Annotated in this window: 13 protein-coding genes; 6 read left to right on the forward strand and 7 right to left on the reverse strand. The window is 37.3% G+C overall.

The window, feature by feature from the left end; all coding sequences use genetic code 11:
* Positions 1 to 9: 9 nt before the first annotated feature.
* The 4 genes from AC1DG9_RS08125 to AC1DG9_RS08140 all read right to left on the reverse strand — a co-directional run bounded on the left by AC1DG9_RS08125 (position 10) and on the right by AC1DG9_RS08140 (position 7,119).
* Positions 10 to 3,315, reverse strand: coding sequence for a SusC/RagA family TonB-linked outer membrane protein (locus AC1DG9_RS08125; RefSeq protein WP_288879195.1), 3,306 nt, complete (start codon positions 3,313 to 3,315; stop codon positions 10 to 12).
* 245 nt (positions 3,316 to 3,560) lie between these two features.
* A complete protein-coding gene (locus AC1DG9_RS08130; protein ID WP_288879194.1) occupies positions 3,561 to 4,568 on the reverse strand; it encodes a FecR family protein in 1,008 nt (335 codons plus the stop codon).
* Between the two features lie 76 nt (positions 4,569 to 4,644).
* Positions 4,645 to 5,220, reverse strand: a complete 576-nt coding sequence (locus AC1DG9_RS08135) for an RNA polymerase sigma-70 factor (RefSeq protein ID WP_172660148.1) — start codon at positions 5,218 to 5,220, stop codon at positions 4,645 to 4,647.
* 105 nt (positions 5,221 to 5,325) lie between these two features.
* Complete coding sequence (locus AC1DG9_RS08140) at positions 5,326 to 7,119, reverse strand: helix-turn-helix transcriptional regulator (RefSeq protein WP_288879193.1); 1,794 nt, start codon at positions 7,117 to 7,119, stop codon at positions 5,326 to 5,328.
* 164 nt (positions 7,120 to 7,283) lie between these two features.
* Between AC1DG9_RS08140 and AC1DG9_RS08145 the strand changes: the two genes are divergently transcribed.
* The 5 genes from AC1DG9_RS08145 to AC1DG9_RS08165 all read left to right on the forward strand — a co-directional run bounded on the left by AC1DG9_RS08145 (position 7,284) and on the right by AC1DG9_RS08165 (position 10,466).
* The gene (locus AC1DG9_RS08145; protein ID WP_172660146.1) at positions 7,284 to 7,607 is read left to right on the forward strand and encodes a magnetosome magnetite crystal formation protein family; all 324 of its coding nucleotides are present in this window, start codon (positions 7,284 to 7,286) and stop codon (positions 7,605 to 7,607) included.
* 11 nt (positions 7,608 to 7,618) lie between these two features.
* Complete coding sequence (locus tag AC1DG9_RS08150) at positions 7,619 to 8,083, forward strand: hypothetical protein (protein WP_337716817.1); 465 nt, start codon at positions 7,619 to 7,621, stop codon at positions 8,081 to 8,083.
* A gap of 79 nt (positions 8,084 to 8,162) precedes the next feature.
* Entirely contained in the window at positions 8,163 to 9,098 is a 936-nt protein-coding gene (locus AC1DG9_RS08155) for a hypothetical protein (protein WP_337716815.1), read from the forward strand.
* Positions 9,095 to 9,955 carry a hypothetical protein gene (locus AC1DG9_RS08160; RefSeq protein WP_337716813.1) on the forward strand — a complete coding sequence of 287 codons (861 nt, stop codon included), beginning with the start codon at positions 9,095 to 9,097 and terminating at the stop codon, positions 9,953 to 9,955. The genes AC1DG9_RS08155 and AC1DG9_RS08160 overlap by 4 nt, the downstream gene beginning before the upstream one ends.
* Positions 9,956 to 9,959: 4 nt before the next feature.
* Positions 9,960 to 10,466, forward strand: a complete 507-nt coding sequence (locus AC1DG9_RS08165) for a hypothetical protein (protein ID WP_337716811.1) — start codon at positions 9,960 to 9,962, stop codon at positions 10,464 to 10,466.
* Here the strand turns inward: AC1DG9_RS08165 and AC1DG9_RS08170 are convergent.
* Together AC1DG9_RS08170 and AC1DG9_RS08175 are read right to left on the reverse strand one after the other, a co-directional pair.
* Positions 10,444 to 11,355 (reverse strand): bestrophin family protein, encoded by a 912-nt coding sequence (locus AC1DG9_RS08170; RefSeq protein WP_172660141.1) that lies wholly within the window; start codon positions 11,353 to 11,355, stop codon positions 10,444 to 10,446. The two genes, AC1DG9_RS08165 and AC1DG9_RS08170, sit on opposite strands and share 23 nt — an antisense overlap.
* A 53-nt stretch (positions 11,356 to 11,408) precedes the next feature.
* The gene (locus AC1DG9_RS08175; RefSeq protein WP_477634492.1) at positions 11,409 to 13,175 is read right to left on the reverse strand and encodes an ABC transporter ATP-binding protein; all 1,767 of its coding nucleotides are present in this window, start codon (positions 13,173 to 13,175) and stop codon (positions 11,409 to 11,411) included.
* A 128-nt stretch (positions 13,176 to 13,303) separates the two neighbouring features.
* Here AC1DG9_RS08175 and AC1DG9_RS08180 point away from each other — a divergent pair, with 128 nt between their 5' ends.
* A complete protein-coding gene (locus AC1DG9_RS08180) occupies positions 13,304 to 13,792 on the forward strand; it encodes a DinB family protein (protein WP_337716807.1) in 489 nt (162 codons plus the stop codon).
* A 64-nt stretch (positions 13,793 to 13,856) separates the two neighbouring features.
* Here the strand turns inward: AC1DG9_RS08180 and AC1DG9_RS08185 are convergent, their stop codons facing one another.
* Positions 13,857 to 14,468, reverse strand: a complete 612-nt coding sequence (locus tag AC1DG9_RS08185) for a YdeI/OmpD-associated family protein (protein ID WP_172660138.1) — start codon at positions 14,466 to 14,468, stop codon at positions 13,857 to 13,859.
* Positions 14,469 to 15,096 lie beyond the last annotated feature (628 nt).

The raw sequence follows: 15,096 nt of genomic DNA on the forward strand, positions 1-15,096 counted from the left end.
CTTAAGATTTTAATTAAATGATACATTTAGACCAAAAAGAAAGGTTCTGGTTTTTGGATAAAAGTTATTGGTATCTACACCTGGTGCCAAACCACCCTGATTGATCTCTGGATCAATACCTTTATATCCGGTAATCACGAATAGATTGTTGGCAGTAGTGTAGAGACGCAACGAACCAACCCCAGGAATAATGTTTTTCTTAAAGGTGTAGCCCAAAGTTGCATTGTCCAATCTCAGATAGCTGCCATTCTCAAGAAAGCGCGAAGAATACCTGTAAGAGTTAAAATCTGCTGTAGATTCATTCTCTACTTCAACAGGTATGTTGGTAAATTGAGCAGTGTTAGGACGGAAGAGGTCAGCTCTGGTTACATTCATGATCTTATTGCCCAATACTGCCCTTACGAAAACACTCAGATCAAAGTTCTTATAGTTTACCGAGTTGGTCCAACCAATCAAAGCCTTAGGTTGTGCATTACCAATTACGTAATAATCAGTTTTATTCAGTAATCCCTGTGTTTTGATATTTCCTGCCGCATCGTAATATTGAGAAACTCCATTGGCATCTTTACCAGCATATTTGAAGGTAAAGAACGTTCCTATTGGCTGTCCGGGTGATAGAATCTGTAATGTTGCCCCACTTTGTCCCCCACCGTCAGGCTGGAAGATGAGCCTATCATCGATTTTAAACTGGCTATCAGAAAGTGTGAGTACTTTGTTGACGTTGTGGGCAAGGTTGATTCCTGTAGTCCAACTGAAATTGTCATTACTTACCGGTGTACCATTCAGAACAATCTCCACCCCTTTATTGCTTAATTTACCTACGTTGGCTGTTAACTGACCTGATGGGTAGAGGTTCTGATCGACGTCGAAGCCGATGATCAGGTCTGTAGTCCTTTTATCATAAAAATCTACTGAACCACCTAATCTTCCTTTAAAGATGCTGAAGTCCATACCGATATTTGCAGTAGCTGTTTTTTCCCAACGCAGATCCGGGTTCTCATTTTGAATAGCACCATAGGCCCCTTCTCTAGGAGATCCGTTGTAATAAAACTGCCCCACCGCTCCATAGATCAATTTTGTAGTCAGTGGAGCAAAGCCTAGCGAATTACCAGCAATACCGTAACTTCCACGTAGTTTCAATGTGCTGATCAGACTTTGATTTTTTAAGAAATTTTCCTGGTCGATGTTCCAACCGGCGCCTACAGAAGGGAAGTAACCCCATTTTTCGTTTTTGCCGAATACGTTCGATCCATCTCTCCGGATAGATCCTTGCAGTAAATACTTATTTTTGTAATTGTAATTTACTCTTGCAAAGTCAGAAATTAACAGAATTTCCTGATAAAGGTATTCTGGGCCATAGTTAACACGGAAATCTGTGATTGCATAAGGGTTACCTAAGCTCAGGTTGTAATAGCTAACCTGATTAATCGGAAAATTTGTTGAGGAAGTCTGTAAACCATCGTTGTTCAGTGATTGCTGATAAGAATAACCGACTACCGCGTTGATATCATGATCACCAAACTTTTTGTTCCAGGTCAGGTAAGTTTCCACGATCTTATTGGTATTCTGATAAGCGTTTCTCAAGGCTAAACCATCTTTACCAACCAGTGAAACAAAGGAAGGATTTGCCGGAGGGTCGGGTGTGTTCCTTACGTTGTTGTATCTAGAGGTATAAATGCTGTTGTAAAAAGCCCCATATACGGTTTGGGTATTCTGATAAGAAGCCGCAACATCATAAGTGAAACCAAAAGGCAATTTAAGATTTGCAGTAAAGGTCCCCAATATATTTTTAGTTTTCAGGTTCTCAGTTGCATTCTCCAGCATGGAAACCGGATTATAATAACTGGTCTGAATCAGGTTGTCAAAGTATGTTCCATCAGGATTTTTAACTGGCGAAGTAGGCAAATAAGTAAGCATCTGAGAAAGAACTGTATTACGATAAGGCACCAGATCGGCATCGCTAATTGAATTACTCAGATTTAGCCCGATCTTTAATTTATCATTCAGGGCTTTTTGTTCAAGACCTATGCGGCCAATAAAACGACCCAGATCACTTGTTCTTACAATACCTTGTTGTTTGAAATAGTTCAAGCTGGCATTATACGTAGTTTTATCTGTACCACCACTAAGCGAAAGGTTGTGGTTTTGCGATATGGCATCCTTACGTTGTACTTCATTTTGCCAGTTGGTATTTGCACCCTGATCATTGGCTGGTGTTAACGCAGAATTATTTCTAGCCAGGAAAGCTTTCAACTGCTCAGCATTCATCATCTCGTACTGGTTGGATACATTCTCAACACCAAAATAAGCGCTGTAAGCCAATTGAGCTTGTCCTGCGGTACCCCGTTTTGTAGTTACCATGATCACTCCGTTTGCAGCTCTGTTGCCGTAAATGGCAGCAGCAGCAGCATCTTTCAAAACGTCGATCGAGGCTATGTCATCTGGTGCAAGCAATGAAATATCAGCACCTGGTACACCGTCGATAACGAATAAAGGTGATTGTGCACCCTCCCGTAACGTAGAAGCCCCACGCATAACAATAGCTGCATTGCGGTTCGGATCACCACTTCGGCTGATGTTTAGTCCAGGTACCTTACCTTGCAGCATCTGTCCGACGTCGCTTATGGCGCCTTTATTCAGTTCATCACCTTTAACGGAAGATATTGAGCTGATCAGGGCCTTTCTGGAACTCTTACCATATCCCACTACAACAACTTCACTTAATGATTTATCTTCTGGTTTTAGCTGAATAGTTAAAGGCTGAGTGCCATTGACAGGCGCTTCAAAGGTTACATATCCGATGTATTTAAAAACTAAAATATCATTTGCACTTTCAGCAGAAATCTTAAACTTTCCTTCTATATCTGTAATGGTTCCAATTTTTGTTCCTTTTACAGTAACACTAACACCAATCAAAGGCATATTGATCTCGTCAACCACCTTACCGGTAACCGTAATGGCTTTTGAGCTGCCTTGAAGTTTTGTTTCGAGTCGCTCACCATCAATCAGAATGATTTTGTTTTTATACACCTGATAGTGAATTGAATATTTGCTCAACAGATTATCAAGCACTGTTTTGAGTTCAACGTCGTCGAACTGAAGAGACATCTTATTGTTAGAGTGAATAACATCCTGGTTATAAATAAACTGAACTTTATTAGCCACAGCCAGTGTTTTCAAAACTTCAGGCAGCGTTTTATTCACTATGGTTAAACTTATTTTTTTATTCAAAGCCTCCTGGGCCAAAGTGGGCTTGGAATAGGTGATGCTGGTAAATAGTATCAATACCAATATTTGACTTAGTGTAATTCTCATGATTTTGCACCAGAAAAGCTTATGATGTAAATAAAATTTCATAATTTTAGTAAGTTGTATTTGAAAAAATATAATTAATTGAGGTCCCCTCACCAATTTAATTGATGTCACAAAGGGGGCTTTTAAAAGCCTAGTACAGGAGTGTTCGAGCACTCTTGTACTTACTTAAGAAGCTTATTGGATCATGTTTGTAGAGTCTTTTTCATACTGGTTCGTTTGAAGGTTTACTTATTGGTTAATTTTGGTTAATTCTTTTTGGTCACTACGATAATATCATTGTCAATATGGTATTCCAGATTTAGCGAAGCCTTAAGCACTTCTAACACATCAGGGAGATTTAAGTCAGTTAAATCGGCATTCATCACTACTTTATTGAGCTCTTCATCCTGAACTTTTATAACAGTATTAAATTCCGAGCTCAGAACCTTCACTATTTCTGAAAGGTTTTTATCACTAAAAGACAAATCAACATGGTTCCAGATCGCAACAGAAGACATATCTGCGTGCTTTTCTTTATAAAGCAGATTTTTATTTCCTTTAAAAACGATGCTTTCCTTCGGCAGTAAAAACACCTCATCATCTGATTTACGGTTGGCGCCCTTTTTACTTACAGATACCTTACCGGTTACAACAATTACATTGGCAGAGCTTCCATCTTTAGAATCAGAAATCCTAAAGCTGGTACCCCATACCTTGGTAATGATATGATTACTATTGATTATAAAAGGTTGATTTGGATTTTTAGTGATCTCAAAGAAACATTCTCCTTCCATAATCACCTCTCTGGATGCCTTTTTAAATTCAACAGGATAAGTAAGACTTGCCTGAGGATTTAAATAAACAACACTTTGATCTGGCAGTATTTTTTTAATGATAAAACCAGTTTTATTTACCAGGTGAATTTGCTGACTGGACAATTGTTCTTTTTTGTTCCACAGCAGCGATTTATTCCAAAAAAAGAAAGTAACAGAAACTATCAGCAGTATTGCTGCTGCATATTTAAGCCACCATATGCCAATTTTRGGCGTTGGTATTTCTGGTAAATCAGGATTATCTGTTTGATCTGTAGATGCAACGATGCTTAAAAAAATCTTGTTCTTTAAAAGTTTCTGATTTTCTTCTGATAAATCCTGAACAAAATTAGGACTATCCTGATATTGATCATACCAATGATTTAACATTGAAACCTCTTCAGGCGTACAATTGCCATTGATATAATTTTCCAATAATTTGGAAAGCTGTAAATTGTTCATACTACGTTAAACTCTATGTGGTTACTTATTTAACATGTCGTTTAACAACTGCAGAACCCTTGCTGTAAATCTAAATTTATTTTATAAAAAATAGTAAGATGGGCATAAGTTCAGTTATTGTTACCCGTAAGCTTTGCAACGCTTTTGTAAGGTGGCCTTCTACCGTTTTTTCCGAAATGTTAAGTTCCGATGCGATCTCTTTATTTGTTTTAAACTCAATTCTACTTAACTGATAAACAGAACGACATTTGACCGGCAACTTAGCGATCATCATATCAATGTGTTTTTTCAAATCGTTAAGAAAAATGTACTCTTCGGTAGAGTTGTCGAGTTTTAGCTGAACCTGTTCTGAAGTAATAAAATTTTCCCTTATAGCGTGTTTTCTGTAATGGTCTATTACATTATACCTAACTGCCGTATACAGGTAGTTACCAAGGCCTGTTGTAAATAGGAGTGAGGTTCTATTTGTCCAAAGTTTTGTAAAAACATCCTGTACAATTTCTTCGCAGGTTTCGGTGTTCTTAACCCTTTTATAAGCTGCGTTAAGTAACCTATCCCAATACCGATCATAAATCTCCTTAAAAACATCCGGGCCAGCATGTTTCAACAACAAAGCTAGTTCTTCATCAGTATGTTTTGAATAATTACCCATTGTTAAAATCAGTTCCCAGCCATTAGATACCTGGCACAGCCGCTAAAAGTAACTAAAAAAATACAATTAATTAAGGGGGAAAAATGTGAATTTAAATTACAAGGATTACCCTAGTTTCTGTAAAAAAATATTCAAATCATCTTCCTTACCCAATCCCAGTTTTTGCTTGATCCGGTAACGACTCATGCGTACGCTTTTGGGCTCTATATGAAGGATGCTGGCTATTTTCTTTGTGTCCATTTGCAAATGCAGGTAAGCACAAAGCTTTAGATCAAGCGGAGTGAGTTTTTGCTGCGCTTTTTCATTCAGAAGGCCGAAGAAGTCGGGGTGTACTTGTTGAATATGCATCTTTGCATCATTAAAATCATTGTCCAGCAATAACTCTTCATTCCATATTCTATTGATATTCAACTCCTGGCTATCATTTAACTTTTCTTTGATCTGTGAAAACACTTGTTTCTTGTGTTCCAGTTGCAACACATTAGCCATCATTTCTTTTTGCAATTGTTGCTGTTGGGTTTCCAGCAGTTGTTGCTCTGCCCGTAGCCGCAGCTGTTCTTCTTTATCTAATTTTGTTTGCAATTCGGCCTCTTGTTTTTCTAAATGCAATTGCTTTTCACGTTGCAAAGAGTAACGCAGGCGGAAATGATAAGCCCGGAACATAAAAATAAGGCCCAATAAAGAAATAATCGAAATACCTATATATAGATACCGTTGTACCTGATTATACTTTTCCTTTTGCCGCAACAGGATCACTTCATTGTTTTTTTTTTCGGCTTCGTATTGAATTTCCAGCTTTTGCGCGTTTAATGCCTGTTTTTGATCAAAAAGTTTACCGTTGTATTCTGTTACTTTCTTCTGGAATTTTAATGCCATGGAGTCGTTTCCAGTTTGCTCATACAATCTGGAAAGCGAGCTCACCACATTGACCAGGGTATAATAATAGGGAATTTCCTGCGCCTGCATCATGCTATAAGCCTGCATCAAATAACTTTCAGCCATTGGAAAGTTTTTTTCACGCATGGCATACTCACTTAGAATACCCAAACCGCTGGCTATAATTTCTTCGCCATTCGGCGCATCTTTCATCACTTCCTGAGCTTTATTAGCATATTGAATAGCACTTGCTTTCGCATCTTTATCTGTTTCTGCAAAATTTTTCAAGTAATAATCTGCAATATTAATGCAGGCAATACCATAAGTCTTTGCTGCTATTTCTTTCGGATGCTGCTCGTATATCTCCTCTACCTTCTTTAAGAAAAAGAGGATGCTATCTCGCTGGCCGATACTTTTGGAAGCATTATAATTATAATCCGCTGATATGGATAAAGCGGTATAGCAATTACCAAGTAAATTGTAATCTTGAGTGAGCAAGGCATTTTCTGTGGCTAAGCGAGCGTACCGATTTATATTGGGCACATTATTCCAGCGGGTATTTAAAGCGTATAACAAGTAATATATTTTAGCCAGAATGTAATGATCCGGAGTTTTTGCTAGTTCCTTAAGTGCCATCTGGCCATATTTCATGGAAAGTTCGGCATTATCGATACTCTTGTATAAAAAAGCCTGGGCATAATAACCATAGGCAATAGCTGAAGAACCATGCGCCTGCTTTGCGGTAACCATGGCAGAATCGCTCATTTTTTTTAACAATGGAAATTCCTGCATATTGGCGTAAATATTGGCAAGAACAACATAGCCCCTGGTTGCGGTAGTAAAATCTTTCAGTTTTAAGGCAGTATTAACAGCAAGCCTCCCCTGAACAAGCCCTGCTTTATAATTTTCATTGATACGAAGTGATTCAGCCGAATGAATAAGCTGAGCAGGTGTTTGTGCTATTGCAGTATAAGATGACAAACCCGCAGCTACAAAAAACAATAGGTGCCTTAAATAATTCATAAAGTAAAATTAATATAAATCAACTATCTATTTTTTCATGTAGACATATTGTAGACGCTTGTGCAACTTGAATGTAGGCGTTTTGTAGTAAGCCTGAATTTGGTAAAACTTTGAGTAAGAGTGCAACTTTACATCAAATAATTTTACAACAAAATACTATCAAAATGAATAACAAAACACTATCTATCGTATCCTACATCACCATTATTGGTTGGCTTGTGGCCTATTTAAAGGGAAAAGACAATGCAGATTCAATGCTTAAATATCATTTACGACAAGCATTAGGTCTGGCACTTGTGAACATTATTTTTAGCCTTGCTTTAAATATAGTAGCTATGGTTATACCTGCCTTATCTTTTATAGGTGTATTTGGCTTTGTTTTTTTGATATTATGGATTATTGGAATTATCAATGCGGCTAATGGTGCTCAAAAGCCTTTGCCGATAATTGGTAAAATGTTTGAAAACAAATTTGCTTTCGTTGGTTAATTGGAATAATTATGCAAACATTTAAATATTTCGAAAAAGAAGGCAGCACTTATCATCTAAAAGTGCAAAAAGGCTTTTTTTATACCATGGCTGCAATAATTTTTGCCATAATGGTACTTAACCTCATATATGCGAGTACGAAAGGTGCTGCAGTATTCGCTGTGTTTCTGGCTGTAATTGGGATATTGAGCATATTGCGAAGTACTACAGAAATAAGCTTTGATATGGTAGACCGTAAGATTCACTATAAAGCATTCTTCTTTAGTGCACCCATCACCTACAGTTTCGATGATTTTGATCATTTTCTAGTCTCCAAGCTTAAAAGTCTTTTTATCACACTAGGCGTATCGGGTATTTTGGTAATGCAAAAAAACAGGAAAACAAAAAACATTTTTCTACGCCAATGTTTTTTTTCGGCAAAGCCATTACAAAAATTAAATGATGAACTGTATATCATAATGGGTTTACCTGATTAACAAAACTGAAAGTATTATGGGTAAAGGCTTCTTTATATTTTGGAAACTGTTCGCATTATTTTATGCGATACCTTTTCCCATGATCTTATACTATAGTATTAAGAGTGATAGTTATCCGCCAGAATTAGCAACAAGAAATCCCTGGCTTGCTCTGGGCCTTGTAGTCTTATCTATCATTATTTGGATTATTCTTTTGACAGGCTACTACAACAAATGGATACTTCGGACTCTTTCTATAAAAAGAAAAATAGAGCACCTTAAAAATACCGGCATAAAGCGGGAGGCCAGGATTCTTACTAGTATTGACAAATCAAACCCAAAGGTCAACTACAGTACTTATGAGCTTAATTTATCATTTAAAAACCTTGTAGGTACCCAAATTGAAGAAAAGATAACTGTAAATGACAAAACCCCTTATGAACGCAGGTTTGAGGCGGGAAAGAATGTAGAATTGGTTCTCGATCAAAATCCAAACGATTATCCTTATATGGTTCTGTCCAGCTTCCAGGTAAGTGTTAAAGGGAATGTATTTCTCTTGCTTCATATTACCCTGCTTGTTATTGCAGCTCTGATAGCCGGTTATTATTGCTTTGCTTATCAAACAGAAAGTGAAGGCATGGGATGGCGCTTTATGGTTTTTTATCATCCGCTCCTGGTTTGTGCCTTAATACTTAACCTGGGTAATATTAATCTTCTTGGAAGATTGATGTCAAAATTTGCCAATCAAAATCCTAAAAATGATTTTGTAATAAAGTACAAAGGATTGCCGGCAACAGCCAGATTACTCAAGGCCAGTCAAACTGGAACATACATAAACGAGCAACCCGTGGTTGAGTTTGTGCTTGAATTTACAGACCATCAAAATCAACGTCATGGTGTTAGTATAAAAAAAATAGTAGACCTGTTAGATCTGGATAGCACACGTCAAAAAGAAGTGGATATTTTTTACCTCGAGGAAGATCCCAAACGGGTAGCCTTTGCCAGCGATTTAAAAGAGTTAAGCATAATAATATGAAGACCTTAAACATCATAGCTAGCTCATTGATCATTGGCTGTTTACTACTAACAGGCTGTAAGCAGATCAACAAAAGTGTGAACGAAACTTTTAAGCCCAGTGATGCTGCCTTGAAGCGCCAGGCGCAGAAACAGTCGACAACAGGTTTCACTACAACCACAACGCAGCAAATACAAAAATCTGAAATGATTATAAACGGCGATACCCTTAAAGCTAATGGTATGCAAGAAAAAGCCGCAGTACTTTTTAAGGATTTGGAAACATTGCAAAAAAACAAAACAGGTAACAACAGTAAAGAGATACAGGAAAAAGTAAATGAGTTTTTGAAAAGCATTAACATGTCACAAAAGGTCAATACTATACCTACACCCCAACCCAAAACAAAACGCGAAAAAGCTTTTTTTACTAAAGCAGAATTGGAAAGAGCAGAAAGGGAGCTTATACAATTGCCTCAGTATGCCGGCAAAGAAATACAGATATATCAGTCTGTTCACTTTAATGGCGATGGACGAATCAGGTTAATGTTGCAACATCCCGAAAATCCAAAATATGTAGATGCTTATGAATACGAAAATGGCAAATGGTCCGCCCCAAAGCCTATACAAACAACTTCCGGCAATATAGAACGTCGGTTGGTCCCATTAAACCAAATCAACTTTTCCTCTGCCCTAACAGTATTGCAAGCGTATAATCAAAAGGTATTACAGGTAGAAGGTGCAAAACCAACAACACATGTATACCTGTCTTTCTGGGATGGCCGCATACGCTGGTTTCCCGGAACAATAAATGGAACCCGGGAACGCTATTCGATTGATTTCGAACCTAACGGAACATTAAAAAACTTTAAACAAGATTAAACATATGGCAAATTATAACCTAAAAATAAAAGGTGATCGATTAAGTTTTCAACCCAAACGAGATTATAAATGGAAAGTTATCCTTTTTACCGTTGTTGCTTTGATAACATTTATTATGATACCCACACTTAATTTGAATTATGAAACCAAATGGGGGATATTTGCTATAGGCTTGTTATGTGGATTTACTGCATTGTACGATTTTCTGTTTCACTTTAACGTGACCTACATATTTGATCAGACTACCAGAAACATCTACTGCAAAATCCCTGGCTTGTATACGCGCCAGATCATAACTTTTGATGAGGCTTTCATACTACGTATAGAAGAAGATTGCTTATTGCATTATGCGCTATCAAAAAAACAGAATAAATATGGCAACAGCTACGCCATAAGCCAATCATTTGGCAGTAACAAGAAAAGCAGAAGAAGACAAGAAACATTTGAAACAGAAGTTCTGTCGGCTATAGAAAGTTTTATTCACCATCTTAAAGTACATACTCATTATTAATCGGCTTTACAGGTTCAGGTATATTTGTTTCACCCAGCATTTCCAGTAGATTGATCTCTATAGTACGCGTAATTTGATTTAATGGAACAGCTGCAGAATTATTATCGAAAGGATTCATCAAGCTCATCCCATTGATCTGAGTAGACACATAAACAAAGCCTACTAACCACCCTAAAAATATAGACCACACCCCGGCAAAAGGGCTGATGACCAGGGTAAGCGACACCACAAAAAGCCATATAAATGCTTTGGTAAAATAAATATAAGCGGTTGGGTATATGGTATTTTTAATGCGTTCACTCATACCCATCTCGTCAGAAAATTTTACAAGCAACTGATTCATTTCAATAAAACGGAAACCATCAATCATTCCTCCTTTTTCGAGAAGCTGCAGGGCTCTGGATTGCTGCATCAAAATTGCATTAGCAACATTACTATGTAACTTTACTTCCTCCATATCATGCGGTTCAAGATACTGGCTATAGGTTTCATCAACGGCATCTCTAAGTTTTGCTTTGAGTGCATATAAAAACGCTATTTGCTTATATACCATTCGTTTCTTTAGCGCAGCATATTGTTGATCATCAGTTTCATTTTGGGAAATATAGCTAATGATACTTCTTGCCCATGATCTGGAATCATTCACCAGAGAACCCCATATTTTCCGGGCCTCCCACCAGCGGTCATATGCCTGATTGTTGTTAAAACCTACAAAAAAAGCAATGGCTGTACCTAAAACAGCAGGGATAATGGAAGGAATTTCAAAATGATGCCTGATTAAAACTGTCCTCACGAGATAGGCTGCTGTGCAGGATATAATCATAATGATATCTACCTGCCATGTATTTCTAAGAATACGGCTTAACCGTATGTTTGGTTCAATTAGCATTTTTATCTTCTTTTAATTTTCTGTGATATTTTTAACTATTATACGTCTAATTACTACACATCTATTGAGCTGCGAATTTCTCTTCTTTCTCCTACTTGCTGACGCCACATGGAATAATAAAGTCCTCTTTGCTCCAATAGTTCATCGTGAGTACCGGCTTCCGAAATAATCCCTTTTTCAAGAACGTAAATAACATCTGCGTGCATGATGGTAGAAAGACGATGAGCAATTAATATGGTCATTTGTTGTCTGCTATCCGATATCTCCCTTATGGTTGTGGTAATTTCTTCTTCAGTTAGCGAATCTAATGCAGAAGTAGCTTCATCAAAAATCAGTAATTGAGGCTGACGTAATAATGCCCTGGCAATAGACAATCTTTGCTTTTCTCCGCCAGACAACTTCATACCACTTTCTCCAAGGATGGTATTTAACCCATGAGATGCTCTGGCAACCAATCCAGAAGCTGAAGCTTTTTCCAGCGCATCATTAATATCTGCATCCGTAGCCGTTGGATTCACAAAGAGCAGGTTATCTTTAATAGAACCAGCATACATCTGTGTATCTTGTGTTACAAAGCCTATTTGCCGCCTAAGCGGATTATATTGTACCTGGGTTGAAGGTACATCGTTAAAAAAGATCCGTCCATCAACAGGAACGTACAATCCAACCAGCAACTTAACCAGCGTCGACTTACCTGATCCAGACGGGCCCACAAAGGCTATTGTCTCCCCTCTTTTAATCTTAAATGAAATGCCGTCGATGGCATTATAGCCTGCCGTTCTATGACGGAATACGACATTATCAAACTGCAGGTTTTCGAGTTTGCCAATCTCAATTGAATTTTCAGGACGTTGCTCTACGGGTTTATTCATCAGCCTGTCGAAACTCTTTAAAGATGCATCTGCCTCTCTATAAAGCACAATCATATTACCAAGGTCTTGTAAAGGAGTGAATATAGCCGTAGAAATAAATTGCATAGCAATAAGCTCCCCGGTACTAAGTACTTTCCTGAAAATAAGCCACAAGAGAATGAAAAGGATAGATTGCTTTAGCAAGTTTAGCATATTCCCTTGCAAAAAAGACAAGAAACTTACCTTGCCGGCCTTTTGCATTTCCAACTCAAATATTTTCAATGTTTGTTCATTCAGTCGCCTGATTTCAGGAAACGTTAACCCAAGGCTTTTAACCAACTCAATATTTCGCAAGCTTTCGGTAATAACCCCAGCCTGGCTATCTGTTTGCCTGTTTATTGATCGTTGAATCCCTTTTATCCTTTTAGAGACTAAGCCCGTAAGCGACCCAAGAAGCACAATTCCTACAAAGAAAACGGGAACCAAAAGCCAATTCTTGTTTATGCTATACCATATTAAAAAGCCAACTCCTACAAGCGAAGAAAACAAAACATTGATAAAGGAATTAATAAAACGCTCTGCATCAGTTTTCACTTTTTGCAGAACAGAAAGCGTAGTTCCGCTTCTGCTCTCTTCAAATTCCTGAAATGAGAGGCGTAAGGTTTGCTTTAGGYCATCATTGAATATATTCATGCCAAAGCGTGCAACAGCTTTGCGGGTTATATAATCCTGAGCAGCTTTACATAGTTTAGCCACCACAGCAATGCCAAGTGCTATTAGTAACCAATATAAAATCCCATTTATCAGTTCAGTTTCAGACAAGTGGTTCTTATTTGTGGCATATTCATCAATGATCTTTCCAAATATTACAGGATCAACCAGGCTGAGTAATTGAGCTACAGCAGCTAGTATTAAAGATAAAAAAACAAGCGTGCGATGCGGCTTAAGGTATTTCCAAAGTATCCTCATAATAATCGATTAATGTTACACTTTAAACCCCCAACATCTGCTGCCATGAATGTTGGCTATTGCATTTTAGAAATAAGGACCAATGCCAGAAAGTATCTAAATTACTAAAAAATCGTAATTTTATTTCCATGACATCAATATTGGCTAAAGAATTACTAAGACAACAATATGTCCTGGTAAAAAGTTCCAGGACTGTTGTGCTCGATTTTTTAGAGACACAATTAAAAGAGGAAGTATTCAGCCCATTGGACCAATTTAATGGCTTCTCTCCAGGCAAAATGTTATTGCATATTGCAGGAGTATATTGCCATTGGATCGGCAATTTCTCTCTAAAACTTAACATTGATACTTATCAGGATTACAACGTTTCTTCATTTAGGGTGCTTAGAACCTTATTTGAAGAAGCCGACAGCCTCATTTTAACTTATATTGATGAATTTGGTAATAACCCAAACCAAGTGATCAGCGGAATAATTTCGGGCAAAAAGATGGAGGCTACTACCCTGGAGGTCTTTACCCATGTCTTAACACATGAATTTCATCATAAAGGGCAAATTATGATTATGTGCCGCTTACTTGGGCATACTCCTCCGGATACAGATATTATCAGATTTTAGTTTAATTTACATATTATGGATCAGGATAAAAAAAGGCAGAACCAGACAATACATGGGGTTTGGATTATTTATTATATTTCCAAAACCTGCCTTTGCCTTCGGCTATCCATTCTAAGGCTTGTTCTATTCTGGTTTGACGAGTGGCGTCTGTTTTTGCATCGATTATCCAAACTAAATAGTCTTTCCGAAATGAAGGTGATTTGCTTTCAAAAATCTCTTTAATCGGTGGATTTGCTTCCAGTATTTCACTAAAATAATCTGGTACTTGAATAACTTTGGGCTTCTCAGCTTTCGGTTTTACTATTTTTATTCCATTTTCATTTAAAGCCATCGCCTCTTTTACATACGCGATCAATGTTTCTTTGTCCGGCAAATCTGACAGGGATTTGATTTTATCCATATTTCCCATTGTTTGCTCAGGTTTAATGTTCTCTTTCAGTTTTGGATTAGTTATTAATGCTGCTTTCCAAATGCTGAATGAGCAGTGATTTTTGTAGGCAGCAAAGATGCACATCATATCGCCATGGTAATCGAAATGTGGAATACCCCATTTAATTACTTCCTCAACATCCGGACATGTTTCATGGATTATTTGGCGTAAATATTCCATAATAGGCTTTGCAAAATCTGCTGATTTTGCATAATACTCATCGAATTTTGGATTGAATTGTGGCATTTTTAAAGTAAGGTGTAAGTAGTTTGCTAAATAAAGATGATGAAATTACCCCTAAAGTCAAATTTTATATACTTCTAAATTATAATCTAACTTTTGTTTCAATCAGACTAAGCAAGGGGTAACTTCGTTCATAGATTGATAAGACCAACGTTAACACTGGTTCGAGACTGCTTCGGAAAAAGGTACCTATTTTCCGAAGAAAACCCGAATTGAACTTGATTCTGTCTTAATTCTGCCCAGCAGGAGGTTTCAGTGAGCAGATATTTAAACCCAAATAAATTATTTTTCGTCACCCCTCTTTAGCAGAATCTAATGATTATCAGATAAATAAGCATATCCCCCTCTATGCGGAGCAGAAAATAGAAAATTTATTACTGAATAAAATGAACAAACAGCTAAACTTTAGTAGATTTAGTATAACTAACAGCTATTAACTTCAGAAAAAGCGATCCTTGGCCGTATGATACCTAAAGCAAATAACCAGCATCGAGTTTCTGTAGAGAGTTTTGATAGCGAACCTTTTTTTGAAGTTTCTCAGGATTTAATGTGTATCGCCGGATTTGATGGATACTTTAAAAGAATCAATCCTGCGGTTTCTAAACTGTTAGGATATAGTGATGAAGAGTTA

This window comes from Pedobacter sp. 05L430, assembly GCF_056397585.1.